We start from the raw sequence: 25391 nt of genomic DNA on the forward strand, positions 1-25391 counted from the left end.
GGCCAAAAGTAGGCAAAATAGAACGTTTCAGTACCTTTGGCACGCTCTCTGCAAAAGAGTTTACAAAAAGATAACACACGATTAATTTATGAAACTAAAAGTACTCGCCTTATCTGGTTTATTGACTGTTACCGCTTTCGCGAAAGCGCAACAAGACAAAACCTATCGTGCACATACCATTGCTTTTTACAATGTAGAAAACCTCTTTGATACAGAAAACGACCCCATCACCTATGATGATGATCGCACACCAGATGGTAAAGACCACTGGACCGAAGAAATCTATCAAGATAAAGTAAGCAAGATGGCGCGCGTCATTTCAGAAATAGGAGCAGATGTAACAAATAATGCTCCAGCACTCATAGGCCTTGCAGAAATTGAAAATAGAAAAACAGTAGAAGCACTAGCAAATGATCCAAAACTACTTGCTAAGGATTACGGCATTGCGCATTTTGACTCGCCAGATAGACGAGGGATTGATGTAGCACTTATGTATCAAAAGGCGCTTTTTAAACCGACTAACATTAGCAAGCACGAGCTCCTTATTTATGATAACGTTGACACAAGTAAAAGGGTGTACACGCGTGACCAGCTCTTGGTTTCTGGGATGCTCGATGGTGATATGATACACGTGATTGTAAATCACTGGCCATCTCGCTCTGGTGGAGAAGCACGAAGTCGTAAAAAACGTATCGCCGCTGCTGCACTTAATATGAAAATTATAGATAGCCTGCAGAGTAATGATCCTTATGCAAAGATCATTACAATGGGAGATCTCAACGACGACCCTACAAGCCCTAGTGTTAAGAAAACAATGAAAGCGTCTGGAAAGAAAGAAAAAGTCAAAGATGATATGCTTTACAACCCTATGGAGCCTATGTTTAAAAAAGGGATTGGTACACTCGCCTATCGTGATGGATGGAATCTTTTTGATCAGATTATTATAAGTGCACCTTTGCTTGATAAAGATTTTAGCACATACCGCTATTATAAAGCAGGTATTTATAATAAGAACTACTTAAGCAACCCTAAAGGGCGTTATAAAGGATACCCCTACAGAAGCTTTGCAAATGGAGGGTACACAGGAGGATACAGTGACCATTTCCCAGTGTATGTATATCTTATTAAAGAAGATCAATAAAACTACTTATAACAGTTAATAAAAATGTCCGCAATCTAAAATAACTAGATTGCGGACATTTTTTTGTTCTAATCACGCTTTCGCGAAAGCGTAACACTACCCATAAAAGGTATAGTCTAAAGGGCTATATTAAAACCACTGCGACCAAGGTATAATAGCAAGTACTGCAATTAAAGCAAGGGTATAAAATATGGCTATCTTCTTGAACTTAGGCGTAGAAAGGCGCTGTTTTTTATGTTTTGAATATCCCACAGTAACAAGTACTACAGCAATAATCATAAGGAAAGGATGCTCTACCGCTAGCTGTCTAGCCTGGCTAGATAAACCGCCCATTCCGTTTGCTTTTATGGCTTGTAAGCCATTAGGAGACACAAACCATAATACAAGCCCTATGAGTAACTGTATGTGCATAGTTATAAGTGTAAACAGTGCTAGACTCATATCCTTACCTCCATACTCCTTTTTACCAAAGAATTTAGAAAGGGCATTTACTGTTGCAATAACAAGAACGATAAGAACTAAATACGCCCAATAAGAGTGGACAAACTGAACAACTGAGTACATATGATGTATATTTATTATGGTTGAGTGTCAAAGATAATTCATAAATATAAAAGCCGCTACTGTTTCCAGTAGCGGCTTTTTAAATTGCCTAAGCAAACAATTTATAATAGCACTTAGTTAAAGATATAACGAAGACCTACTTGCATTTGCCATCTTGATGATTGTAATCCTGAATCATCAATACGATCTACGTTTTTACCTATTACGTTTCCTGCATCATCAAACTCAAGTAAGCTCTCTACAAAGCTAAATACTGGTTGCTCGTCAGATGTTGAAACTGTTTGTAATGGTGAAACGTTAGATCCTACAAATTTACGTACTCCCCAATCTTTGTTGAGAAGGTTTGTAAAGTTGAAGATATCTAAAGAGATCTGGAATGTGTTTTTCTTGTCTCCAGTTTTTACATATATATCTTGTAAGAACTTAAGATCAACGATGTGGCTCCAAGGTCCTCTTGAACCGTTACGCTCAGCATACTGTCCTCTACGAGTACTTAAGTAATCGTCAGACTCGATAAACTGGTCAAGTAACATCCACTGTCTAGCTTGCTCTGCTGCGTCACCAGAGAAAGTAATTTCTGACTGGTTTGCTGGAACATAAATAAGAGCGTTATCACGTGAATCATCATTTAATAAATCACGACCTTCTCTGTATGTAAAGCTATATGGTGAAGATTGTGACCCTTCATAGAAAAGACCAATTGTAGTTTTACCTCCAAAGTCTCCACCGTACTCAATCTCGTAAGATGCGTTTGCAGAGATACGACTACCTAAAGAGAAGTCAGAACGAGAAACTGGAATATCTGAGTTCTTACCATTTACAGTTTGAATTCCTCTCCACTGTGAGCTGTTTTGAGAAGATGTACCATCAAAGATTTTTTCAGACTCTCCATAAGAGTAAGATACTTGTCCTTGGAAACCGTTCTGGATAGGCTTTCTAAGAGTAAACGTAGCGTTGTAAGAAGATCCTTCGTTTGTGTTAGAAGCAAGGATGATTCTACCATAAGTATCATCTATCTCATCACTACGGTTGTAGAACGGACGGTTATCTGCTCCATCATAGTTTCCTACTGGGTCACCTAGGTTAAGGTTCTCATAGTAAACATCTGTAAGTACATCATTATATAAGAAATCTGCAGATGCGATTAATCCCCATATAGGTAATTTTTGATCGATAGCGATGTTGTATTTACCTACTTGTGGAAGTTTAAAGTTCTTAGCAAAAAGATCGATGTTTCCACCTACTCCTCCAGAACCTGCAGCAACAACTTGTGTTTGCTGGTTTACATCTGCTTGGAAAGGCTCTCCGAAGATAAAGCTAAATCCACCAGTTACACCATTGTTGTTATAAGTACCACCTGGCCATACTAAAGGAAGTCTTGAAGTAAATACTCCTAATCCTCCACGTACTTGTGTCGTATTGTTTCCAAAAACATCCCAGTTAAATCCTAAACGTGGTGCAAAGTGGCCAGTAGCACGTACATTAGGTCCTACCTTAGCACCCTGTAAATCTTTACCTGCAGCCTCTAATAATGGAATAGTTCTAGAGTTAAAATCGCTATTTACAGTTCCTTCTTCCCAATATGGGATATCAACACGTACTCCTCCTGTTACTTTGAAGTTTTCTGTTACTTGAACTTCATCTTGAATATAGAAACCTAATTGTGTTGTTCCAAAATCTGCAGATCCAGCAGACTCATCACCTACAGCACCATTACCTACTAAAGAGTAACCGTGTTGAAAAACGTCTGCATCTTGACCAGTTAAGAACTGGTTAAGACCAGAAGAAACTAAGTTTCCATCATCATCAAATTGATCTTCGAAAGTATAATCTCCGTAGTTAAAAGCAAAGAATAAGTTCTTTGCAGATGCGATCTCAAGGTTTGCACCAAGTGTTACAGCGTGACGACCAGAAAAGATCTGGAAGTTGTTGTTTATTGTAAAGATATCCTGCTCTAGTAAGTTTGCAGTAGAGAATGGCTCAGATCCAAAAGATATTGTACCTCCTCCATCTTGAATATCTACAGTAGGGAATGGGTTACCAAAAGGATCTCTATCATCATTTACTGAAGTATATCCTATCTTAAGGTTGTTTGCAAACTTAGAACCAAACGTAGAGTTTAACTCAAATGCAGTAGAATATGTCTTTGTTTCAAAAAACTCAGAACCATTAATGAAACCAATTCCTCTTTCTCCAGAGTTACGAGCTTCAAGGTTAGTCGCCTCAACGATACCTTGACGTATAGATACTTTGTGGTTTTCGTTAATGTTCCAATCTAAACGTAAGTTTATCTTGTCACTTTCTAAAGTTCTAGTATTGTTATCAAAAATACCAGGATTATAACCGTACTCAGACTGTAAGAAGCTAGCTAGGTTTGCAAGATCTGCCTCAGAAGATCTTCCTTGATAGTTTGAAAAAGTAAATGGTTGAGGAGTCTCGTCATCTTGACGCTCGTAGTTTGCAAAGAAGAATAATTTATCTTTTACAATAGGTCCTCCTATACGGATACCGTAAGTCTTAGCAGAAAATTCTGCAAGTTTCTCACGATCGTCACCTTCATTTGTTAGATCTACAGGAGTTTTACCTGCAAGGCTCTCGTTTCTTAAGAAACCGTATACACTACCTTCCCAGTTGTTAGATCCAGAACGCGTTACTGCGTTTACAGATCCTCCAGAGAATCCAGACTGACGTACATCAAAAGGAGCAAGGTTAATTTGGAAAGACTCAATAGCATCTACAGAGAACGGGTTTACACCTGTCTGACCTCCGTTAGTACCTGAACCTGCAAGACCAAAAACGTCATTGTTTACAGCACCATCAATATAGATAGCGTTGTAACGGTTGTTTTGACCACCTAGAGAGATAGAAAAACCATCGTTCCCCTCAGTAATCTGAGCTTGTGGAGTAACACGTGCAAAATCTGCTATACCTCTAGATACAGAAGGAATTGTAGCGATGTCACGCTCTGTAATTGTAGTTTCTGTACCAGTTTTATTTGTGTTAAACACACTGTTATTAGATCCAGTAATTACAATCTCGTCAAGTGCATTTGCATTTTCTTGCATTGTTACACTTACTCTCTTAGTCTCTCCGAGACCTAAGTTAAAACCGTTAAGTGCATAATCTTCAAAACCTACATATGTAATTGTAAGGTTGTAAGGACCACCTGATTTAAGGTTTGGTAAACGGTAAAAACCGTCAAAATCTGTTACTGCTCCATAAACAGAACCTGTAGGTACGTGTGTAGCTACAATGTTTGCCCCAGGTAATGGTCCTTCAGTGTTGTCTAGCACACGTCCAGCAATGGAACTTGTTGTTACCCCTTGCGCAAGTGACGAAGCCGTCACAAGAAACAAAGCGATCAATGATAAAAATGTAATTTTCTTCATGATATTTATTAAATAATTAGCAGTGCAAAATTACTTTAAATTCACAAGTATCAATATTAACTTAAGGTTAACTTATTTTCTTAAAGATTTGAAAAATTTGACAGAACTTAAAACGCCCTGAGATCAAGCTCTCAGGGCGTTTTAGCGCTTCATATATTTTATAAGAAAATTACTACAATTTATAACGCTCTAACAATGTTTTAGTTGAGCTATCGTGGGACGTCATCTCATCGTTATCTATATCAGATAAAACTTGTTTGGCAAGTTGTTTTCCTAACTCTACACCCCACTGATCGAAGGAGTAAATGTTCCATATAACCCCTTGCACAAAAATCTTATGCTCATACATTGCTACTAACACTCCTAGACTCTCTGGTGTTAATGCCTCACCAAGTATAGTTGTAGTAGGTTTATTTCCTTCAAAAACTTTAAAAGGGGCTAGCTCTACTATTGCCTCTGGACTTAAACCTCCAGCTTGCAACTCAGTAATTACTTGATTTTTTGTTTTACCATTCATTAAAGCTTCTGTTTGTGCAAAAAAGTTTGCCATAAGCTTGTCGTGATGACTCTTCTCTCCGTGCAACGAATTTTTAAAACCTATAAAATCTGCTGGTATTAATTTTGTCCCTTGATGAATAAGTTGAAAGAACGCGTGCTGGCTATTTGTACCCGGCTCTCCCCATATAATATTACCTGTTTCATAAGAAACACGCTCTCCATTGCGATCTACACTTTTACCATTACTCTCCATAATAGCTTGCTGCAAATATGCGGGAAGTCTATGCAAATATTGAGAATAAGGTATTACAGCCTCTGTCTCAACTTTAAAGAAGTTATTATACCACACACTAAGCAGTGCTGTTATTACAGGTAAATTCTTATCAAAAGATGTGTTTTTAAAATGCTCGTCCATTTTAAACGCGCCGTGTAGTAGGCCTTCAAAATTATCATACCCTACAGCAAGTGCAATAGAAAGACCTACAGAGCTCCATAGTGAAAATCTACCTCCTACCCAGTTCCACATAGGGAACACATTATCTTGGGAGATTCCAAAGTTTGCAATAGCTTCTGCATTTGTAGAGACTGCGACAAAATGATTTTTTACAGCATCTTCTCCTACTTTATCTACAAACCACTTGCGCACGGTAGTAGCATTGCTAAGTGTCTCTTGTGTAGTAAATGTTTTTGAAACTATGACAAATAATGTGGTCTCTGGATCAAGATCTTTAATAGTTTCCATCACGTGGTCACCATCTACATTTGATATAAAGTGTGTGTTGAGACGTGTTTTATAATATTGTAAAGCCTCTACTACCATTACCGGCCCTAGATCAGAACCTCCTATACCTATATTTACAATATCTGTAATTTCCTTTCCTGTAACTCCTTTATGTGCCCCAGAAATCACCTTTTCGGTAAAGGTCTGTATTGATTTTTTTACGGCATCTACTTCCGCTTTCGCGAAAGCGTTATCACTCTCATCACGCAGTGCGGTGTGCATTACAGCACGCCCCTCTGTAGCATTAATTTTTTTGCCACCAAAAAAACTATCTATAGCCCCTTGTAAGCCTACCTCTTGAGCCAGCTTGAGTAGAAGGGTCATTGTCTCTTCTGTAATTCTGTTTTTACTATAATCTACATAAAATGTATCCCAAAGAATTGAAAAATCTTCTGCGCGCTTATCATTTTTAAAAAGATCTGTAAGATGTGTATCTTTTATCTCATCATAATGCGCTTGTAATTCTTTCCAAGCTGCAGTAGTAGTTGGGTTTATGTTTTTCATTTTGTTGTATCTAGGTGATTATTGTAAAGCCTCTGTAGCTTCTTGCTCTTCTGTAATATCATCTTCTGCTTCTGTCATAAAAGGAAGATTGTCTAGCTGTAATTGTAATGGTCGCTTTATACTGTCAAAAACTGGTAGCAGCTCCTCTGCCATAGGCTCTGAGGCTGGCAGGTCTTCTGCAAAAGGATCTACTTGTTTACCGTTTTTCCAGAATCTATAACATACGTGTGGTCCTCCTGAGTTACCAGTCATCCCTATAGTACCTATTACATCACCCTGTCTTACACTCTGACCTACTTTTGCTAGGCGTTTTTTCATATGCAAGTACTGCGTGTCATACGTACCATTGTGACGTATTTTTACATAGTTACCATTACCGCCACGTCTTTCTGACTTGGTCACCACACCATCTGCCGTCGCTAGAATAGGGGTGCCTATGGGAGCGGCAAAGTCTGTTCCTTTGTGAGGTCTTACTCTGTAACCGTAATATTTTATCCTTCTCTTCAAGTTATATCTAGATGATAATCTCCCATACTTGAGCGGACTTTTAAGAAAGGCTCTTCTTAGGTTTTCGGCATTTTGATCAAAATAGTCGTAACCTCCAGGCAGTGAGTCGTTTTCAAATCTATAAGCATAAATCTCTCTCCCTCTATGTTCAAACACGCAAGCCTTTATATTTCCGACTCCTGCAGGTACAGTGTCATTTACAAATCGCTCATCATAAATCACTTTAAAACGGTCACCTACGTCTAGTTTGTTAAAATCTATAGTCCAGGCATAAATATCTGCCATTTTAATACTTACTAAAACACTAGCTCCTAGATCGTCAAAAGTAGATGAGAGGTTGCTACTTATTACTCCAGAAACTTCGCGCTCTACGATAGTAACCGGGTGCTTTTTTGCAGCAGCAGTAACATCATCTTCAAAGTCTACAACCACATAGTCCTCTTTATTTTGCTCATAAATAAAGACCTGAGCTGCCTCAAGAGTGTCTTTAGATTTAAGCAGCATATACGGCTTGCCTACACGTATACGACGTGTGTCAAACACATTTTTTACACTATCAGATATTTCTTGAATAGTGGCATAATCTACATTTGAGTCAAAGAGTATTTTACCAAAACTATCACCAGACTGCACAGTATCTCTCTCTACCACATAATCATCAAGTACGTAACCGTACTCTTTGATCACTTCTGGTTCGGTTTCTAAAGTTTGATCTATAGGTGTTGAAGTAGCATCTTGCTTCTCTCCACAAGAGCATAGGGCAAGGCTTAAAAATAGTGTAATGTAGAGGCGATAATAATTCACTAAAAGTATGTTGTTTTAAACGTCCTTCCCCCAGTTTGCAAGCTCTTCTTCACTCCAGACATCTGGAAAGAAAATGCGACGCTGGTACTTAGGGTGCATATATTTGGTCCATTCACTGCCGCCTGTTGCTTCTACAACTTTTTTACCATTATTGAGGTAATGATTTGCTGCGTGATAGTGTGACATCACCCAGGTTACATTTACTGTATAATCATAATGGCGCATTGCATCCAGCAGCTTCTTATCTTCACGAGCTTCCTTAGGCAAGCTTTTAAAGCGAGCGTACAAATTTATGGTATTATATTCTTTTGTAAAGGCGACAAAGTCGTTTTTATATTTTGCCTCAAAGGCAGAGAGTAAATATGACTTTTTACCCGTGTTGTAATCTTTTCCGGCTGCTTGCCAGTACAAATGTTCCAACGCGTGCTCGTAAGGAGTATTGCGATCTATGCTTTCGCGAAAGCGGGCATCTATAAGGTTTATTAAATCTGTACTTGCAAACTCTATCTTTCTATACTGTGCGCTTTGAAAACCACTTGCTGGTGTAAGTGTTTTTCTAAACTTCATATACTGCTCTATTTCCATTCCTTCTTGCATTATACTAAAAGAACTGGTGAGCATATCAAAATAACGACTTATACGGTCCAAACGAGAGCTAAAAAAATCTACCGTAAGATCTGGGTGATGAGCCACCTGCTCTATCTCCCATAGTATCATTTTAAATAAAAGCTCGTTAACCTGGTGGTACATCACAAATACATTCTCATCTGGAAAGTTTGTGCGCGGTATCTGTAAACTTAAGAGTGCATCTGTATGGATATAATCCCAGTAAGTAATGGGTTTACTTTGTAACAAGCCCTCAAGGTGATCGTCTAGATCTTGATCTATTTTTTCATACTTATCATCAAGCTGATTGATGATTTTTTCAATATCTGGCTGTATGGTTTTCTTCATTTATAATTGCGACTATAGAAGCTTAAGTTCTAACTCAAAAAAAGATTAAAAAGTGTGTAGCTATAGTCTCTATCTTATTAAATGGCAATTTACAAAAATCCCTAGTCAAAGACCATCTCAAAAGGATACTTAAGCCCCTTGTAAGCATCAAGATCTGCCTTGAGAGACCCTACAGATAAGCTTGCCTTAATGCGCAAGGGTATTTTATTATCATCATCACTCACCCATATGGTAAGACTTTCTTGCTCTTTAAAAACTCTACCAGACTGCACTAGTGGTCTAAACACGAGTGTTTTTACTTTTCCGAATTTTGTTCTAATGGTCTCACGCTCTAAAAAACGCATCTTAAAAGGATAGTTTTCCCCATCAAAAAACATTGTGAGGTTAATCTCATCACCAGCTTTTAAACCTTCTGTTTCTAGATTATTGCGCAGGTAATACATAGCAGAGACCATATCTTGTATACCCGGCTCTGTATCTATAGTGGTCTTTTTGTTATGCTTTAAGTCGTTTATGTGTGCTTTATTTGCTTGCTGGTCAAACTCAATCACCTTATTTTTAGTATGGCCACCCTCATCTATTTTGCGCAAGAATTTATAAGGCAAGTCTGTCTTTTTATCTACCCAGCTCTCATAATAATCTTCTACCCCAAAGGCAAGACCTACAATACCCGTAGTCTCTCCATAACCTTTAATGTGATGCACAGGCTTGCCATTAAACATCTCATCCTTAATATCTATAGTTGCATACCCACCCGTGAGCAGTCCGTAATGCACTCTAAATTTGAGCCACTCACCAGCTTGATACGAGTCATTGTGGGCTTTAGTTACAGGAGGATCTGGCATTTGCACAAAAGCTGTAGTTAAAGCAAAGACCGCCAGCAGAATACCTATTATTATATGTTTATTTTTTGATTTCATTTTCTGGGGTTATTTGGTGGTTATACCCTTAGAATACAATTGTTATTCCAAAAATAGGATAACAAAAAAACTTCGCCTTATTTCTAAGACGAAGTTTTCGTTAAAATATTGTGATTCTGAGTAATAAAAGGAATTACGCTTTCGCGAAAGCGCACTCAAAACTACAACGTACCACGCTGTGCTTGCTCCCTCTCTATTGACTCAAAAAGCGCTTTAAAGTTACCTGCCCCAAAGCCTTTTGCTCCCATACGCTGTATGATTTCAAAGAAAAGGGTAGGTCTATCTTGTAGTGGTTTTGTAAATATTTGTAATAAATACCCATCCTCATCTGCATCTACAAGAATTGATAATTCTTGTAAACGCTCGATATCTTCTTTCATCACCTTCATATGCTCACCCAGACGCTGTGGGATGTCATCATAATAAGTTTGTGGTGGTGGTGGCAAGAACTCAATACCACGAGCCTTAAGCTGTGCAACCGTTTTTATAATATCATCTGTTGCTAGTGCGAGGTGTTGCACCCCAGCACCTTCATAAAAATCTAGATATTCTTCTATCTGTGATTTTTTGGCAGCCTCTGCAGGTTCATTTATTGGAAACTTAATGCGACCATTACCGTTGCTCATTACCTTACTCATTAAGGCAGAGTACTCGGTGTGGATTTGCTTATCATCAAAAGACAAGAAGTTTACAAAGCCCATTACGTCTTCATAAAATTTTACCCATTTATTCATCTGGTTCCACCCTACGTTACCTACCATATGGTCTACATATTTAAGACCTGTAGGTGTCGGGTTGTAATCTGACTCCCACACGCGGTAACCTGGTAAAAAGGCACCCTCGTAATTTTTGCGCTCTACAAACATATGAACGGTCTCCCCATAGGTATAAATACCTGCTCTTACCGTTTCTCCCTGATCATCCTTTTCTACAAAAGGTTCACAATATGACTTTGCGCCACGCTTTGTTGTTTCTTCATAAGCGCTTCTAGCATCGTCTACCCATAAGGCAACCACCTTTACACCATCTCCGTGTTTTACTATGTGGTCATTTATAGGTGACTTACTGTTAAGTGGCGATGTAAATACGAGACGTATTTTATCTTGCTTTACTACATAACTCACCTCATCTCTAGAGCCTGTCTCTAGACCTTTATAAGCATATGATTGAAATCCAAAAGCGGTTTTATAAAAATGGGCAGCCTGCTTTGCATTACCCACATAAAATTCTACATAATCTGTACCCAGTAGCGGAAGAAAATCTTGCGCTCCTTCAAAAATTTTTTCCAGTCCGTAGTCTACGGATTTTAAGTCTTTTGCCATATTATATATTTATTTACAAGTCTGTAGCACTAGCTCTTAACTTGTCTATGTATTATTAATTTGTTGTTTTTTAATTTTTCGCGAAAGCGTAACCACCCTAGTGATCTAACCACGACTGGTAGTAACTCTCATCTGCAATGCTCATTGCATCTTTACATACTTTAAGAGGCTTAAAAGTATCTACCATAACGGCAAGCTCTTCTGTACCTTCTTTACCTATACTCTTTTCGGCAGTGCCGGGGTGTGGACCGTGAGGGATACCTGCTGGATGTAGTGAGATGTGACCTGCTTCTACATCTGCCCTACTCATAAAATCGCCATCTACATAATACAACACCTCATCACTATCTATATTACTATGATTGTACGGTGCTGGGATACTTAATGGATGGTAGTCATACTTTCTAGGCACAAAACTGCACACTACAAAGGCATCTGTCTCAAAGGTTTGATGAACTGGTGGTGGCTGGTGTATGCGCCCCGTTATGGGCTCAAAATCGTGTATAGAAAATGCATATGGATAATTGTAACCGTCGTAACCCACCACGTCAAAAGGGTGAGAAGCATATACCATCTCAAAGATGTCATCTTGCTTTTTTACTTTAATTACAAAGTCACCTTTCTCATCATTAGTTTCTAGCTCGTAAGGCTGGCGAAGGTCGCGCTCACAAAAAGGAGAGTGCTCCAGCAGCTGGCCAAACCAGTTGCGATAACGCTTAGGGGTATATATAGGCCTGCGAGATTCTACAATAAAAAGCCGATTATCTTCTGTATCAAAATCTATTTTATAAATAACACCACGTGGTATTAAAAGATAGTCTCCGTATTTAAAATCAAGATTGCCCAGATGAGTTCTGAGTTTACCTGTTCCTTTATGAACAAAGATAAGCTCGTCTGCATCTGTGTTTTTATAGAAGTACTCTTGCGTGCGTTCTTGGGGAGCAGCAAGTATAATGGTACAATCACTGTTAGTCAGAACGGGTTTTCTACTCTCCAGATAATCTTTTTCTGGTTTGATTTGAAACCCCTTAAAACGGTATGACTGCATATTATTCTCACGAGCAATTTCTGGCTTTACAGAGTATTGCTTGCGTATCTCCTTAACTTGTGTAGGTCTGTGTACGTGATAACTATTTGTACTCATCCCGTCAAAACCTATCGTACCAAAGAGTTGCTCTGAGTACAGGGTACCATCTGGTTTACGAAACTGTGTGTGACGTTTATGTGGGATCTCTCCCAGCTTATGATAAAAAGGCATTTTTATAAAATTTAGATTGTCTTAAAGTTACTTAAAATTCAAGTAAGACATCTATTCAGGGTCCCTCTTTATGAGGAAATTAAGAAGTAGTGGTAAGTATATCCAGCCCTGTGCATTCATATGGTGTAAATATATGGGTTTTTTTACGCTTTCGCGAAAGCGTACTCAAAACTACTACAAAGCCTACTACACAAGTGCCTCCAAAACACCTTGAGCAAACTGCCTTGCGCTTGCTGGGTCGTTACGTATCCATAATTCTGGCTCTACGATTTCTAGCTCGCCTAAAAGAATGTCTCCATTTTCACCCCAGAGTATATCTGCTCTTCCATATGCTGGCATTGTGCTGCAAGCTTTAAAACAATCTTCGGCAAAGGTGATTTCTTCTTGTGTAGGTGAGTAGGGATGTACCGTACCTCCCCAATCGTCTTGCACACGATAGTCACCTTGCTTAGGTTTTTTAAGAATGGCGTGGGTAAACTCCCCATTAAAAACCATAAGTGAGGCCTCGCCACGAGAGGAAATGGTGGGTACAAATGGCTGGATGAGCATATCTCGCTCTGCTACTAGGTTTTCAAAAACCTCTTCATAGTCTGTTCGCTCAAACTCTAGTACCTTATGCGTGTGAAAGGCGCCGCCAGCAATAGCAGGTTTTATAACCACATCTTGCCAGTCACGTTCTAAACAAACCTCTGCAATTGATCTATAAGAACCTGTATCTACATACTCAGTAGGCACTATAGCGACACCTTTATCTTGTAAATCTTTAAGGTAGTGTTTATCTATATTCCACTGTATGAGGTCATAAGAGTTAACTAGTTGTGTCTTTGCTTTTACAACCTCTAACCAAGCAGAAAACTCGTCGTAGCGCTCAAAATAATCCCAAATGGTTCTAAAAACCACGGCTCTAGTTTGTGACCAGTCATACTCTGTATCATCCCAAGCAACACAATGTACCTTTAGACCTAAATCCTCTAGTGCTTGAGTAATAAGCTTTCTTTCGTCAAGAATATTTTGCTCGTATGTGGTTATAACTTTTGGGTTAAGATATTTCTGGCAAGTAAGGATGGTTACATCTATAGTGTGAGCGCTCATCTTGATCTATTATTAATATATTATTCTTAAAACTTTCTGTCTGGATGGAGCATATCTAAGGTAACACTAGATGTTTTATTATCTATAATTTCTTGTACTAACTTACCTGTACTAGGTCCTAGTGTCCAACCCATCATAGCGTGACCAGTTGCGATTGTAAGGTTATCACACTTAGCGCTTTTACCTATGTACGGCATCCCATCTGCAGAAACAGGTCTAAGACCGCACGCAGCGGCTTCCTTTTCTTGTCCAGTAATGTGTACCTCTGGGAAGTACTTGTTTACTCCCTGGGCTATTGCCTCCACTCGTGTTTTATTAATAGTGTGATTAATACCAGCAATCTCCATTGTTCCGGCAAATCTAGTAAAACCATTCATAGGTGTGATGGCTACTTTTGCTTCGGCAAGTATGGCTGGATAGGTAATTCCCGTAGCAGTTTTAGTCTGTATGCGATACCCTTTTCCGGCTTGTAGTAGGAGGTTAATATTAAGCTTTCGCGAAAGCGTACTTGTCCAGCTACCAGCAGCTAGCACAAACTCATCTGCCGTGAGTAATTCTTTATCTGTATGCACGCTGGTTATCTTACTGCCAGCAGTTGTTATATCAAGTACTTTTTCTTCTTGCCTTATAACGACTCCCTCACGTAACAAATATGATTTTATCTCCTCCATAAACTCACCGGGTGTGCTATGATGGTCACACTCAAAGTAGGAAGCTCCTACGATATCTAGCACAGTTTCTGGCATCATTTTCTGTACCTCTTGAGCTGTTATTGTTTTTGCTTGAAGGCCTTCTTTTCTTGCTATTTGCACTAACTCATCTTCGTGATGCAAGGCTTTTTCTGTCTGGCAGAGCATTAACAATCCTTTTTTCTCAATATGAAATGAGAAGCGCTCTTCTTTTTTTATCTGGTGATAGAGATCTCTCCCCATAACCGCCATTTCTCTCATTACCGGTATGGCGCGATGTACGTGATTTTGATTACAAGACTTATTAAAAGCAAGAGACCATTTTAAGAAGTCTGCATTAAGCCGTGGCTTTATATACAGCGGACTCTTTTTATTAAACATCCACTTTACTCCTTGCTTCATAACCCCAGGAGCTGCGAGCGGAATTAAGTGACTGGGCGACATATAACCGGCGTTTACATAACTGGCTCCATCACTCATTTTAGATTGATCTATAATGGTAACTTGATGTCCTGCCTTGTGTAGGAAGTAAGCACAGCTCACTCCTACAATGCCTCCTCCTATTATGATAATATGTTTTGCCATAGTCAAGACCTTTTGTGTTTTCTAAATTACCGAAAATCCGAAAGCATACGGATCTTCTTCATCTATTGTGATTGTATTATGACCATAAATACGCGCCCAGCCTTGTATACTAGGGATGACTGCTTTATACTCTCCCACCACTGTCTCTTGCTCGACACGGCCTATAAAGGTAGAGCCTATAAAACTCTCGTGCGTGTATGCCTGACCGACCTCTAGCTTTCCTTTTGCATACAGTTGTGCAAGCCTCGCAGAAGTACCAGTACCACACGGACTGCGATCTATAGCTTTATCTCCATAAAAAACAGCGTTACGCCCATCTGAAGCGGGGTTAATAGTATCACCCGTCCATAACATATGAGTGACATCTCTTATGGTGTCATTTTCTGGATGTATAAATGCATTAGAATATTTCTTATTAATACGCTCTCGCACCACCTGGCTCATCTGGATAATCTGGCTAGCTGTAAAATCTTGTACTCCTGTAAAGTTTTTTTGAGGGTCAACAATGGCATAGTAATTACCTCCATAGGCTACATCAAAATGTATTATACCCAGCTCTGGACAATCTATCTCCAGATCTGTAGCAGCGAGATATGATGCTACATTAGTAAGACGTACCCAATCTACTTTATTTTTAGTTTTTTGGTAAGCAATTTCTACTAGGCCTGCAGGGGCTTCCATTTTTACTACACCTTCTTTTTTAGGTATAATGAGCCCTTCTTCTATGGCAATTGTTATTGTACCTATCGTACCGTGACCGCACATAGGTAAACATCCAGATGTCTCAATAAACAAGATAGCAACATCGTTTACAGGGTCGTGAGGAGGGAATAATATACTACCACTCATCATATCGTGTCCTCTAGGCTCAAACATCAAGCCCTTGCGTATCCAGTCATATTCTTTTAAAAAATGCTGGCGTTTCTCGTTCATCGTTTTGCCCGTAAGTTCTGGACCTCCCTGAGCTACCACTCGTACTGGATTACCACACGTATGTGCATCAATACATTTAAAAATATGTTTCATCACTTATGATTCTCCAATGTTTTGACAAGTGTGAGGTTAGCTATAAATTAATTAAATTACATAGGGATAAAAGACATAAATGCTAGCTTAACCCTACACTGTCAATTACTTTTTTGTATCCAATCTTTTACTCTTCGGTCTAAAATAGCCAGAGTTACTGTGCCCTGTTCTAAAATAATCTCGTGAAAATCTCTTATATCAAAACGACTGCCCAGCTCTTTTTCTGCAAGTGTTCTTAGTTCTCTTATTTTGAGTTCACCCATTTTATAAGCTAGTGCTTGCCCTGGCCAGGATATATATCTATCTGTTTCTGTTTGTATCTCGTGTAGTGACAATGCTGTATTTTGTGACATAAAGGCTACTACCTCTTCACGAGTCCAACCTTTTGCGTGTATACCAGTATCTACAACTAACCGGCAAGCACGCCACATCTCATAGGTAAGTTGACCAAAACGCTCATACGGTGTTGTATACATACCCATCTCTGCTGCCAGATACTCACAGTATAAGCCCCAGCCCTCGCCATAGGCATTTACATACATATTACGCCTAAACTGAGGAATACTATCACCTAACTCTTGATTAAGTGCTCCCTGTAAGTGATGGCCGGGCACAGCCTCGTGCACAGTAAGAGATGGCAGTGTGTAAAGAGTCCTACTAGGTAAGTCATAGGTGTTTACCCAGTAATATCCTGGGCTTGTGCTTCCCTTTGGACTACCTACATATCGCCCTCCAGTATATTTAGGTGCGATCGCATCTGGTACTGGCGCGACACCATAGGGTTTGCGTGGTAATGTTTTAAAAAACCGAGGCAGTTGCGCATCTGCACGCTTTGCCATATCACGTGCAATCATTAAAAGTTGCTCAGGAGTTTTGGCATAAAACTGCTCATCTTCACGTAGGAATTTTAAAAAATCTGCAAAGCTTCCTTTAAAAGCTACTTCTTTTATAATCTTTTCCATCTCGCTTTTTATGCGAGCAACTTCTTCAAGTCCTTTGTTATGAACAGCATCTGCCGTGATATCTAATGTAGTATAATAACGTATACGGTTTTGATAATAGGCGTCTCCATTAGGGGTTTCAGATACTCCTATGGTAGTGCGTGTGTTAGGGAAATATTCATTCTCAAAAAAAGCCTTTACACTTTTAAATGCTGGAACCACACTGTTTTCTATAGCTAGCTTTGCTGCGGTTTCTAAAGAATCCTTCTGCTCTTCTGTTATTGACTCTGGAAGATTTAAAAAAGGTGTGTAGTAAAAACTGTCTTTATAATCTGCTACAATTTGTGAGTTATAAGTACTCTCATATCCTTCAAAAATAACCCGCGGCTGCGACACGCCTTTTTTTATTCCTTCTCTTAGTAATGGCACATATTGATTTACCACCTCTGGCAAAGCATTTAACTTGTCAAGATACTTAACAGCTTGCTTGTATGAGGTGATGGGCCGCACCATATAGTTCCAACTGCTATGAAAACCTGAATCAGACAGTAGCGGATTTAAAAAGCGTTCATACTCATAGTAGTCTACGGTTTCTTGCAGCTTAAATTTTAATAGCTCGAGAGATATCCTTTCGGTTTCTGACAAGGTTTTTGGCGAGATGGTGTTAAGTTTTTTAAGTTGCGCTTTCGCGAAAGCGGACTCCTTCTCAAATCGCTCTTTTGAAAACACCCCCAGTGGATGCACTTCCTTGCTATCCTCGTTCCATTTAAAACTTTGTGAAGCCTCAATACATTGCTTGAGCTGCTCTGTAGCAGTTTGTGCAATAGTCGTTATAGACATAAAAAAGGCTATCACCCACACTAAATATCTCATACTATTTTAAATAATCTGGCAATAAAGCCGTTGGAAAATCTTGAAAACTAAATGGTCTCACCCATCTCATAATGCTATGGTTACCCACTGCCGTAAATCTACTATCTGTACTTGCAGGATAAGGGCCTCCGTGTGTCATCCCATCTACCACAGCAACACCCGTAGGCACACCGTTATATATAATGCGTCCCACTTTATTTTGTAATGCTAGTGTAATGTCTTGTAGGGCTGTAGTCTCATTATCTTCTGCAATAATCGTGGCGGTAAGTTGTCCCTCAAGACTGTTTATTATTTTAAGAAGTTCATTTTCATCCTCTGCAAATACAACCATAGAAAATGGTCCAAATACCTCTTTATGTAATGTCTTATTTGCGATAAAAGAAGTTCCATCTACTACGGCTAGTGCTGCTGTGGTATGGTTAGGTTTTGATGAAGACCCTACTACTTTAAGAGATACACTCTCTTGTTCTTTTATCTCATTTTTACTTTTCTCATATCCTTCTTGTATGCGAGTATGAAGCATACAGCCATCGGGAGCGGCCTCAAGATGTTTTGCTAGAATTTCTATAAAATGTGTTGTCTCCTCGCTCTTTACTGTTATAATAAGCCCTGGATTTGTACAAAACTGTCCTACGCCTTGCGTGATAGAAGCGGCATAGGTTTCGGCTATTTGAGCTGCTCTTTTTGAGATTGCCTGTTGTGTAATAACAACAGGATTAACACTTCCCATCTCTGCAAAAACAGGAATAGGAGTCTCTCTAGCCGCAGCAAGATTATATAATGCTCTCCCTGCGTTGTGACTGCCTGTAAAACCTACTGCTGCTATACCCTTATGTTTTACAAGTTGCTCTCCTACCTCTTTACCACTACTATTAAGGTTAGAAAAAACACCTTCTGGCATTCCCGTCTTTTGGGCTGCTTTTGTTATTGCTGTCGCCACCATCTCACCTGTGCCGGCGTGCATAGGGTGCGATTTTACAATTACTGGGCATCCTGCTGCAAGTGCACTTGCCGTATCTCCTCCAGCGGTAGAAAATGCCAGTGGAAAATTACTAGCTCCAAAAACAACTACTGGCCCCAGCGGTATGTATGTCTTTTTTAAATTACCACCTTCATCTTGTAATAACGGCACTCTCCAAGTGTCTTTTTTTACAAGCTTTGAAAACATTCTTAGTTGGCCTAGCGTTCTACCCCTTTCGCCTTGAGCGCGCCCTTCTGGAAGACCACTTTCTTGCATATACATTGATATTAGGTCTGAGCCTAATGCCTCAATCTCATCTGCAATGGCGTTTAAAAAGCTTGCGCGTTTTACACCAGGAAGTTTACTATATGTACTAAATGCGTGAGCAGCTAGGCTACAAGCTTCATCTATTTCTAACTGGGTGGCTTCATAAAAAACTGTTGGGTTATCGCTATTGGTCACAGGGTTTGCCGTCTTGTACGTTTTTGCACCCTCTGCAGATTGTTTATACCCTATTTGATTTTTACCTGTAATCATTATGCTTTTATGGTTTTATGGTTTTAAGGTGCGCTACAATAGCTACTGGTTTATGAACTACGGTTGTAGATGCTGGATATTTTATTAATAACTCTTTAGGCCTAACGGGACGTTTTTCAAACCCTCCTCCACAGTTAGGACATACTTCTTTTAATAGCTCTGTGACACAAGTAATACAAAAAGTACACTCAAAGCTACAAATCATTGCCTCACCAGATTCTGGTGGTAAGGGCACATTACAATGTTCACAAGAGGGTCTTAACGCAAGCATTAAAGATTTTTATAGTTAGGTAACGTAGGCCTTGTGGCTATTCCTTCTTTTATAATCTTGAGCACTTGCTCTCTTTCTTCTCCAAAAAGCGGTAACCTAGGTGCTCGCACATTTTCTGTACCTATACCTGTATGTACCTCGGCGAGTTTTATGTTTTGTACTAATTTAGGATTTATATCTAACTCTAGTAAGGGCAAAAACCACCTATAGATAGCAAGTGCTTCTTGTATCATTCCTGCTTTTTGCAGCTCGTAAATAGCAACCGTCTCTTCTGGAAAAGCACATACAAGTCCTGCTACCCAACCATCTGCACCCATAAGCAATGACTCTAGTGCAAGTGTGTCTACACCTGTCATAATTTTAAGCCTATCGCCAAAGTTATTTTTAATGCGCGTCACGTTTGATATATCTCTTGTGCTCTCCTTAACTGCTTGTATGTTATCGTGTTTTAGTAATACCTCAAACATCGCTAAGGAAACCTCAATTTTATAATCTACAGGGTTATTATAAATCATAATGGGTAGTTTTGTACTACTAGCCACATCACTAAAGTACTGTATCACCTCTTGATCTCCCGCTTTATATCGCATAGGTGGCAACATCATAAGGCCGCTTGCACCGTCATCTTCTGCCTTTTGAGCAGCGGCAATAGCGCCCTTTGTAGACTGCTCTGCTATATTTATCATTACAGGCACTTTACCATCTACATAAGCCACGGTCTCTTTTGTAAGTGTGCGCTTCTCGTGATCTTCTAGCGTACTTGCTTCTCCTAGTGTACCTCCTAGTACTATGCCGTGTACTCCAGCATCAAGTTGTGCTTTTATATTTTTTTTAAATGCTGGTATATCCAGCCCATCAGTATCAGTAAACTTGGTTGTAACAGCCGGCATTACACCTTTCCACTCTATCGCCATATTTTAAATTTTTTATCAAAGATAGCCGTACGACTACCTCTAGATTAAATACTGTTTTATCCATTGCTAACTGTATATTATCCAAATATTAAGTTCTTATGTCATTATCTAGCAAAAAAGTATCTTAGCTCTATGAAAGTGCTGCCTTTTAAGATACCCAAGCCTACTAATGCTGCCATACTTTTTCAAGTTGATGAAGGCGTGTTATATAACTCGCTTCATAATCACGAAGAGGTGCAAATAAGTTTTATAAAAGAGGGATCTGGGACACTCTTTGCAGGAGATGCGGTCCATTCTTTTGTTAAGGGAGATGTTATTGTTTTGGGTAGTCACCAGCCGCACGTTTTTAATAGCGATGGTAAGCAGGCGTTAATGCATACGGTGTTTTTTAGTCTTGCCTCCTTTGGAGATACTTTTTTGGCACTAGATGAGGGTAAAGGGATTGTAGATTTTTACGCTTTCGCGAAAGCGGGATTTAAAACCTCCATAACGCCAGATATCGCTGCGCTTTTTAACTACATCGCTACAGCAAAAGGTATCTATAAACTGGGTTATTTTATAGATATTATAACCGCGCTTAAGGTAGCAAAACGCACTCCCCTATCTGAATTTATATACGAACGCCATATCTCTGAAAAAGATGGAAAACGTATGAGCGCCATCTTTGACTACACCTTAAGCAACTATCACCAAGACATTACTCTAGCACAACTTGCCGCTCTCACAGCACTCACGCCACACGGGTTTTGTAAATATTTTAAACAACGCACAAATAAGACGTATTTTACGTTTCTTACAGAAGTACGTATCTCAAAGGCTTGTACTTATCTCGCTACAAATAGCGATCTCACCATAGGTAGTATAGCAGATTTATGTGGCTATAAAACGCTATCCCATTTCAATAAAAGCTTTAAATCTATAAAAGGAATTACTCCCACAGTTTTTAGAAAAGAAAAATGATATATCTCTAATCTAGGCGCTTGTGTTTTTTATAATTATCTTAAGACGATAAAGTGTTAAATACACATATCTTTACGTTAACAACCAAGACCACATACAGATGATAGATACTCCTCTGCGTATACTTATTGTAGAAGACTTAGTGTCTGACGCATTTTTAGTCCAGAAGCAAATAAAGAAGTTTTGTACAAATGTAGAAATTAGTATTTCTGATAAGGAACTCTCGCTTGCGGTGGCTCTTAAACAGTTTTTACCAGACATCGTGATAAGTGATTTTAACCTCGAGGGTTTTACGGGCTTTGACGTTATAAAACAAGTAAAAGAATTTAATAAAGAGATTCCAGTCATTATCATCACTGGAAATCTTAATAATGAAGAAAAAGCCGCCGAGCTTATTATGAGTGGCGCTTCTGGTTTTTTCTTAAAAGAAAATCTCCAAAATTTACAGCAAAAGTTGCTCCCTCTTTTTGAAAAATTTATTTCAGAAAAGCAAGATCTCATTAAACGCCTAGAGAGACAACGCGAGAAAGATGCAAGAGAAAAAGAGCTTACAGATTATCTACGCCACCACGATTTTGAAGCCTATGAGCATAAGGAAGCCATTCTATCACTTAAAGAAAAAGTACTTAAGTTTTTATCACTAGACTAATGGATAGCTCTCAGTCTAAAAATATCGTAAGGTCCCTATACCTTAGTTTTTTTTCTACCCTAGCAGTCATCTTGCTTATAGGAGCGCTTTATCTAGCATCACAATATTCTCAAAAGTGGATAGTACATACTAATGAAGTTAAGGCGCAAATACACAGCGTATCAGAAACTATACTCAAAGCCGAAACAAAATTGAGAGGCTATCTCATAAGTAAAGACCCAGATTACCGTATAGATTACAAGGTAGAAGTTGCAAAACTTGATGATCGCCTAGAAGTTCTAGAACAAAAAATAGAAGGCGACCCCGTACAGGTCAAAAACCTTAAAAAAATGCGCTCTCTACTCAACCAGCGCGTCGAGGGGATGAATGACAACCTAGATAACTACATCTTACGCACACCAGAAGAAAATAGAAAAAAATCGGGTAGGGCAGAAACACTTCAACTCATAGAAGATATAGAGAGTATGAAGAATGTTATGCTCATAGAAGAAAATGAAATTTTAAAAGAACGTAAGTCTACTTATGATAATATCTATGTTTTGAGCCTTATCGCTCTGGTTATCGCGCTATTGCTTATGCTTTATAATGTTTATGCGGTAAAAAAACGCCTTATGCCACTCTTCTCAAGACTCGCAGAAAATAATGAAAAGTTAATCGAGCTAGTGCACTCTAGAGATGATGAAATTGCCCTTAAGGAAGCACAAATGGCAATGAATGAGGATCTCATACACGAGATGGAAAATAAGAACAAACAACTTAACCAGTTTGCATACATTGCCTCTCACGATTTACAAGAACCATTACGTACAGTAGATAATTTTATAGACCTCTTTGAAGAAGATTATGCAGAGAAGCTAGACGGTGAAGCCGCTACTTATTTTGGGTTTATAAAAGGGGCTACTTCTCGTATGAAAACCCTTATTACTGGTCTCCTTAATTATAGTAGGTTAGGGCGATCTGGATCACGATCTAAAGTAGAGCTCTCTCAACTTATAGAAGAGATTAAGATAGACCTAGGCCCAAAAATAGAAGAAACACAAACTGTCATTACTCACGACACCTTACCCATTGTACCTGGTTACCCTGTAGAACTAAGGCAGCTATTTACAAACCTTATTACTAACGCAATTAAATTTACACCTCCAGAGCGTACCCCAAAAATTCATATAGGACTTAGCGAGACTAAGCTATATTATAGGTTTGAAGTTATAGATAATGGTCTAGGTATTAAAAAGGAACACCTTGAGAAGGTGTTTAATATGTTTACCAGACTACACAGTGCAAAAGATTATGAAGGTACTGGTATAGGTCTCGCTTTCTGTCAAAAAATTGTAGAACTCCATAAAGGTAAAATAAGCGTATCATCTACTATAGGAGAAGGGAGTACTTTTACCTTTACATTAAAAAAATAACCATATGCAACCACTAAGAGAGATATTACTTATAGATGACTCTGAGTCTGATAACTTTGTACACTCTAGAGTCATAAAAAAAGCAAAAGTTACCGCAAAAGTGACAATAAAATACTCTGGTGAAGAAGGTCTCGATTACCTTAAAACGTTAATAGATGAGGACTACCCAAAACCTGACCTCATCTTTTTAGACATTAATATGCCGGGTATGGATGGATTTGAATTTTTAGAACATTATGAAAATCTAGAAATTAACCAGAAAGCAGGTGTTGTTATCGCAATGCTCACAACCTCAACATCACCAGTAGATAAGCAAAAGGCTGAGAAGTATCCTTTACTATGTCACTTTGATAACAAACCACTCACAAAAGAAAGTCTTATGAAGATATTGTGTGAGCAATTTCCAGGAAGATTTGATGACTAATTGCCTTTAATTCGTTGCCATAAATCTATGAGTAGCTTCTTTCCATTTTCTGGTGTAGGTCGGTCTTCGGTGGCGGTTATGGCTCCGTCATTTTCTGTAAGAAGGTATCTAAACACAAACTGACTATCATTATCATCATTTGAAATGAGGCCAAAACGGAGGTCATTATACACCCAGCTCTCCTCCTCTTTTTCTAAGATGTACCATCCTTCAGAAATGGTAATAAGGCGTTGTACCTCATCTGTCTCAATCCATTTTTGGGCTTGCGCTCTTTTTTTAGGAAATGCTTTATAAACTATAGGCTGAGAGTCAAAAAACGAGTAATCACCTATAAGGTAAGCATCCTGGGTATCGACATTAATATTCCATAAAACCGTGTTGAACGGCGCAGGTCTGGTCGAGATTTTAGTATACGTGATTCCTTGCTCTTGCAATGACGCTTCTACTTTATGGTGCACCGCAAATTTTATGAGAACCGTAAGTAATAAATAAGCCGTACTAAGATAAATACCTAGGTTGTTAGTACGCTTTCGCGAAAGCGTATCTCTATCCCTTGTAGCAGCTGCAATAACACATATGAGAAATGGTAGTGTATATAAAGGATCTACCACAAAAATGCTATTAAAAGCAACTCTCCAGTGAAAGGGCCAAAATATTTGTGTGCCCCAAGTTGTAAAGGCATCTAAAAGCGGATGTGTAAACAGGCCCCAAAAGAAAAGTTTTGACCAGCCCATCCAGCCTACGTCTGGTCGCTTTTTTATCTGATGGACAAGCCACCCAAAAAACGGTGCCGCTATGAGTGCAAAAATGATGCTGTGGCTAAAGCCTCTGTGCATCTCTGTTGCTGTAATAGTATCTGTAAGGTATCTCCACACCACATCTAGATCTGGTATGGTGCCAGCTATGGCTCCCCAGAGCATTGCTCTATTACCCACTTTTTTACCTAAAACAGCTTCTCCTACGGCTGCACCTAGTACTATTTGAGTTAGACTATCCAATATTATATGTGCTGATCTATTAATATCATATTACCGTCTGGATCTTTAAACAACATACTCCCAGGGCCGCTTGTAGAGGTATCTACTTCAGTAATGGGTGTCACATTATGTGCTTTGAGATGTTCTTGTATTACTCGCACATCATCATATTGATCTTGAGGCTGGGCATTTTCATCCCAACCTGGATTAAATGTAAGGATGTTACCCTCAAACATTCCTTGAAAAAGACCTATGAGCGCATTTTGATTTTTCATAATCAAATAGTTTTGCTCCATCGAACCTGCAAAAACGTTAAACCCAAGCGTCTCATAAAAAGTTCTGCTTTCTTTAAGGTTTTTTACATTTAGACTCGTAGAAAAGGCACCAAGTATCATAATAGAAGTTTTAAGTTACTATCGTAAAGTTAGTAATTCATAT

At 38.9% G+C, this 25391-nt stretch carries 22 protein-coding genes; 5 read left to right on the top strand and 17 right to left on the bottom strand.

Translation table 11 applies throughout. From position 1 onward, the window contains the following. The first annotated feature begins 88 nt into the window (after positions 1 to 88). Entirely contained in the window at positions 89 to 1141 is a 1053-nt protein-coding gene (locus MED134_RS07710; protein WP_038597605.1) for an endonuclease, read from the top strand. Positions 1142 to 1270: 129 nt separating this feature from the next. Here MED134_RS07710 and MED134_RS07715 read toward each other — a convergent pair whose 3' ends face one another. From MED134_RS07715 to MED134_RS07785, 15 genes are all read right to left on the bottom strand, one after another. Continuing rightward, the gene (locus MED134_RS07715) at positions 1271 to 1705 is read right to left on the bottom strand and encodes a hypothetical protein (protein ID WP_035325832.1); all 435 of its coding nucleotides are present in this window, start codon (positions 1703 to 1705) and stop codon (positions 1271 to 1273) included. A 113-nt stretch (positions 1706 to 1818) separates the two neighbouring features. After that, entirely contained in the window at positions 1819 to 5094 is a 3276-nt protein-coding gene (locus tag MED134_RS07720; protein ID WP_038597608.1) for a carboxypeptidase regulatory-like domain-containing protein, read from the bottom strand. A gap of 172 nt (positions 5095 to 5266) precedes the next feature. Beyond that, positions 5267 to 6877, bottom strand: coding sequence for a glucose-6-phosphate isomerase (pgi, locus tag MED134_RS07725; RefSeq protein ID WP_038597611.1), 1611 nt, complete (start codon positions 6875 to 6877; stop codon positions 5267 to 5269). Between the two features lie 18 nt (positions 6878 to 6895). After that, positions 6896 to 8188 (bottom strand): M23 family metallopeptidase, encoded by a 1293-nt coding sequence (locus tag MED134_RS07730; protein WP_038597614.1) that lies wholly within the window; start codon positions 8186 to 8188, stop codon positions 6896 to 6898. 15 nt (positions 8189 to 8203) lie between these two features. Beyond that, positions 8204 to 9142, bottom strand: coding sequence for a tryptophan 2,3-dioxygenase family protein (locus MED134_RS07735; protein ID WP_038597618.1), 939 nt, complete (start codon positions 9140 to 9142; stop codon positions 8204 to 8206). Positions 9143 to 9243: 101 nt separating this feature from the next. Next, entirely contained in the window at positions 9244 to 10062 is an 819-nt protein-coding gene (locus MED134_RS07740) for a DUF3108 domain-containing protein (RefSeq protein ID WP_038597621.1), read from the bottom strand. A 161-nt stretch (positions 10063 to 10223) separates the two neighbouring features. After that, positions 10224 to 11384 carry a 4-hydroxyphenylpyruvate dioxygenase gene (gene hppD, locus MED134_RS07745; protein ID WP_035325846.1) on the bottom strand — a complete coding sequence of 387 codons (1161 nt, stop codon included), beginning with the start codon at positions 11382 to 11384 and terminating at the stop codon, positions 10224 to 10226. Between the two features lie 97 nt (positions 11385 to 11481). Beyond that, positions 11482 to 12642, bottom strand: coding sequence for a homogentisate 1,2-dioxygenase (locus MED134_RS07750; protein WP_038597624.1), 1161 nt, complete (start codon positions 12640 to 12642; stop codon positions 11482 to 11484). Between the two features lie 186 nt (positions 12643 to 12828). After that, complete coding sequence (locus tag MED134_RS07755) at positions 12829 to 13734, bottom strand: RimK family alpha-L-glutamate ligase (RefSeq protein WP_038597627.1); 906 nt, start codon at positions 13732 to 13734, stop codon at positions 12829 to 12831. Positions 13735 to 13760: 26 nt separating this feature from the next. Further along, the gene (locus MED134_RS07760; protein ID WP_038597630.1) at positions 13761 to 15008 is read right to left on the bottom strand and encodes an NAD(P)/FAD-dependent oxidoreductase; all 1248 of its coding nucleotides are present in this window, start codon (positions 15006 to 15008) and stop codon (positions 13761 to 13763) included. 21 nt (positions 15009 to 15029) lie between these two features. Continuing rightward, positions 15030 to 16034, bottom strand: a complete 1005-nt coding sequence (locus MED134_RS07765) for a 4-hydroxyproline epimerase (RefSeq protein WP_148305639.1) — start codon at positions 16032 to 16034, stop codon at positions 15030 to 15032. A gap of 101 nt (positions 16035 to 16135) precedes the next feature. Next, positions 16136 to 17848, bottom strand: coding sequence for a DUF885 domain-containing protein (locus MED134_RS07770; protein WP_038597636.1), 1713 nt, complete (start codon positions 17846 to 17848; stop codon positions 16136 to 16138). A 1-nt stretch (position 17849) separates the two neighbouring features. Beyond that, entirely contained in the window at positions 17850 to 19346 is a 1497-nt protein-coding gene (locus MED134_RS07775; protein ID WP_038597639.1) for an aldehyde dehydrogenase (NADP(+)), read from the bottom strand. A gap of 7 nt (positions 19347 to 19353) precedes the next feature. After that, complete coding sequence (locus MED134_RS07780; RefSeq protein WP_038597642.1) at positions 19354 to 19617, bottom strand: DUF1272 domain-containing protein; 264 nt, start codon at positions 19615 to 19617, stop codon at positions 19354 to 19356. After that, on the bottom strand, positions 19617 to 20531 hold the full coding sequence (locus MED134_RS07785) for a dihydrodipicolinate synthase family protein (protein WP_038597645.1): 915 nt from the start codon (positions 20529 to 20531) through the stop codon (positions 19617 to 19619). The genes MED134_RS07780 and MED134_RS07785 overlap by 1 nt, the downstream gene beginning before the upstream one ends. A gap of 132 nt (positions 20532 to 20663) precedes the next feature. On the opposite strand from MED134_RS07785, the gene MED134_RS07790 reads away from it, so the two are divergent. The 4 genes from MED134_RS07790 to MED134_RS07805 all read left to right on the top strand — a co-directional run bounded on the left by MED134_RS07790 (position 20664) and on the right by MED134_RS07805 (position 23976). After that, the gene (locus MED134_RS07790; RefSeq protein ID WP_038597648.1) at positions 20664 to 21491 is read left to right on the top strand and encodes an AraC family transcriptional regulator; all 828 of its coding nucleotides are present in this window, start codon (positions 20664 to 20666) and stop codon (positions 21489 to 21491) included. A 100-nt stretch (positions 21492 to 21591) separates the two neighbouring features. Then, positions 21592 to 22140 (top strand): response regulator, encoded by a 549-nt coding sequence (locus tag MED134_RS07795; RefSeq protein WP_038597651.1) that lies wholly within the window; start codon positions 21592 to 21594, stop codon positions 22138 to 22140. Next, entirely contained in the window at positions 22140 to 23552 is a 1413-nt protein-coding gene (locus MED134_RS14720; protein ID WP_052084162.1) for a sensor histidine kinase, read from the top strand. Before MED134_RS07795 ends, MED134_RS14720 begins: the two co-directional genes overlap by 1 nt. A 4-nt stretch (positions 23553 to 23556) precedes the next feature. Then, positions 23557 to 23976, top strand: a complete 420-nt coding sequence (locus MED134_RS07805) for a response regulator (protein ID WP_038597654.1) — start codon at positions 23557 to 23559, stop codon at positions 23974 to 23976. Here the strand turns inward: MED134_RS07805 and MED134_RS07810 are convergent. Both MED134_RS07810 and MED134_RS07815 read right to left on the bottom strand, forming a co-directional pair. Beyond that, on the bottom strand, positions 23973 to 24974 hold the full coding sequence (locus MED134_RS07810) for a metal-dependent hydrolase (protein ID WP_038597657.1): 1002 nt from the start codon (positions 24972 to 24974) through the stop codon (positions 23973 to 23975). The genes MED134_RS07805 and MED134_RS07810 overlap by 4 nt on opposite strands. Before the next feature lie 2 nt (positions 24975 to 24976). Beyond that, complete coding sequence (locus tag MED134_RS07815; protein ID WP_038597660.1) at positions 24977 to 25348, bottom strand: VOC family protein; 372 nt, start codon at positions 25346 to 25348, stop codon at positions 24977 to 24979. Between the last annotated feature and the right edge of the window lie 43 nt (positions 25349 to 25391).

It is taken from the genome of Dokdonia sp. MED134 (assembly GCF_000152925.2).
Lineage (GTDB): Bacteria > Bacteroidota > Bacteroidia > Flavobacteriales > Flavobacteriaceae > Dokdonia.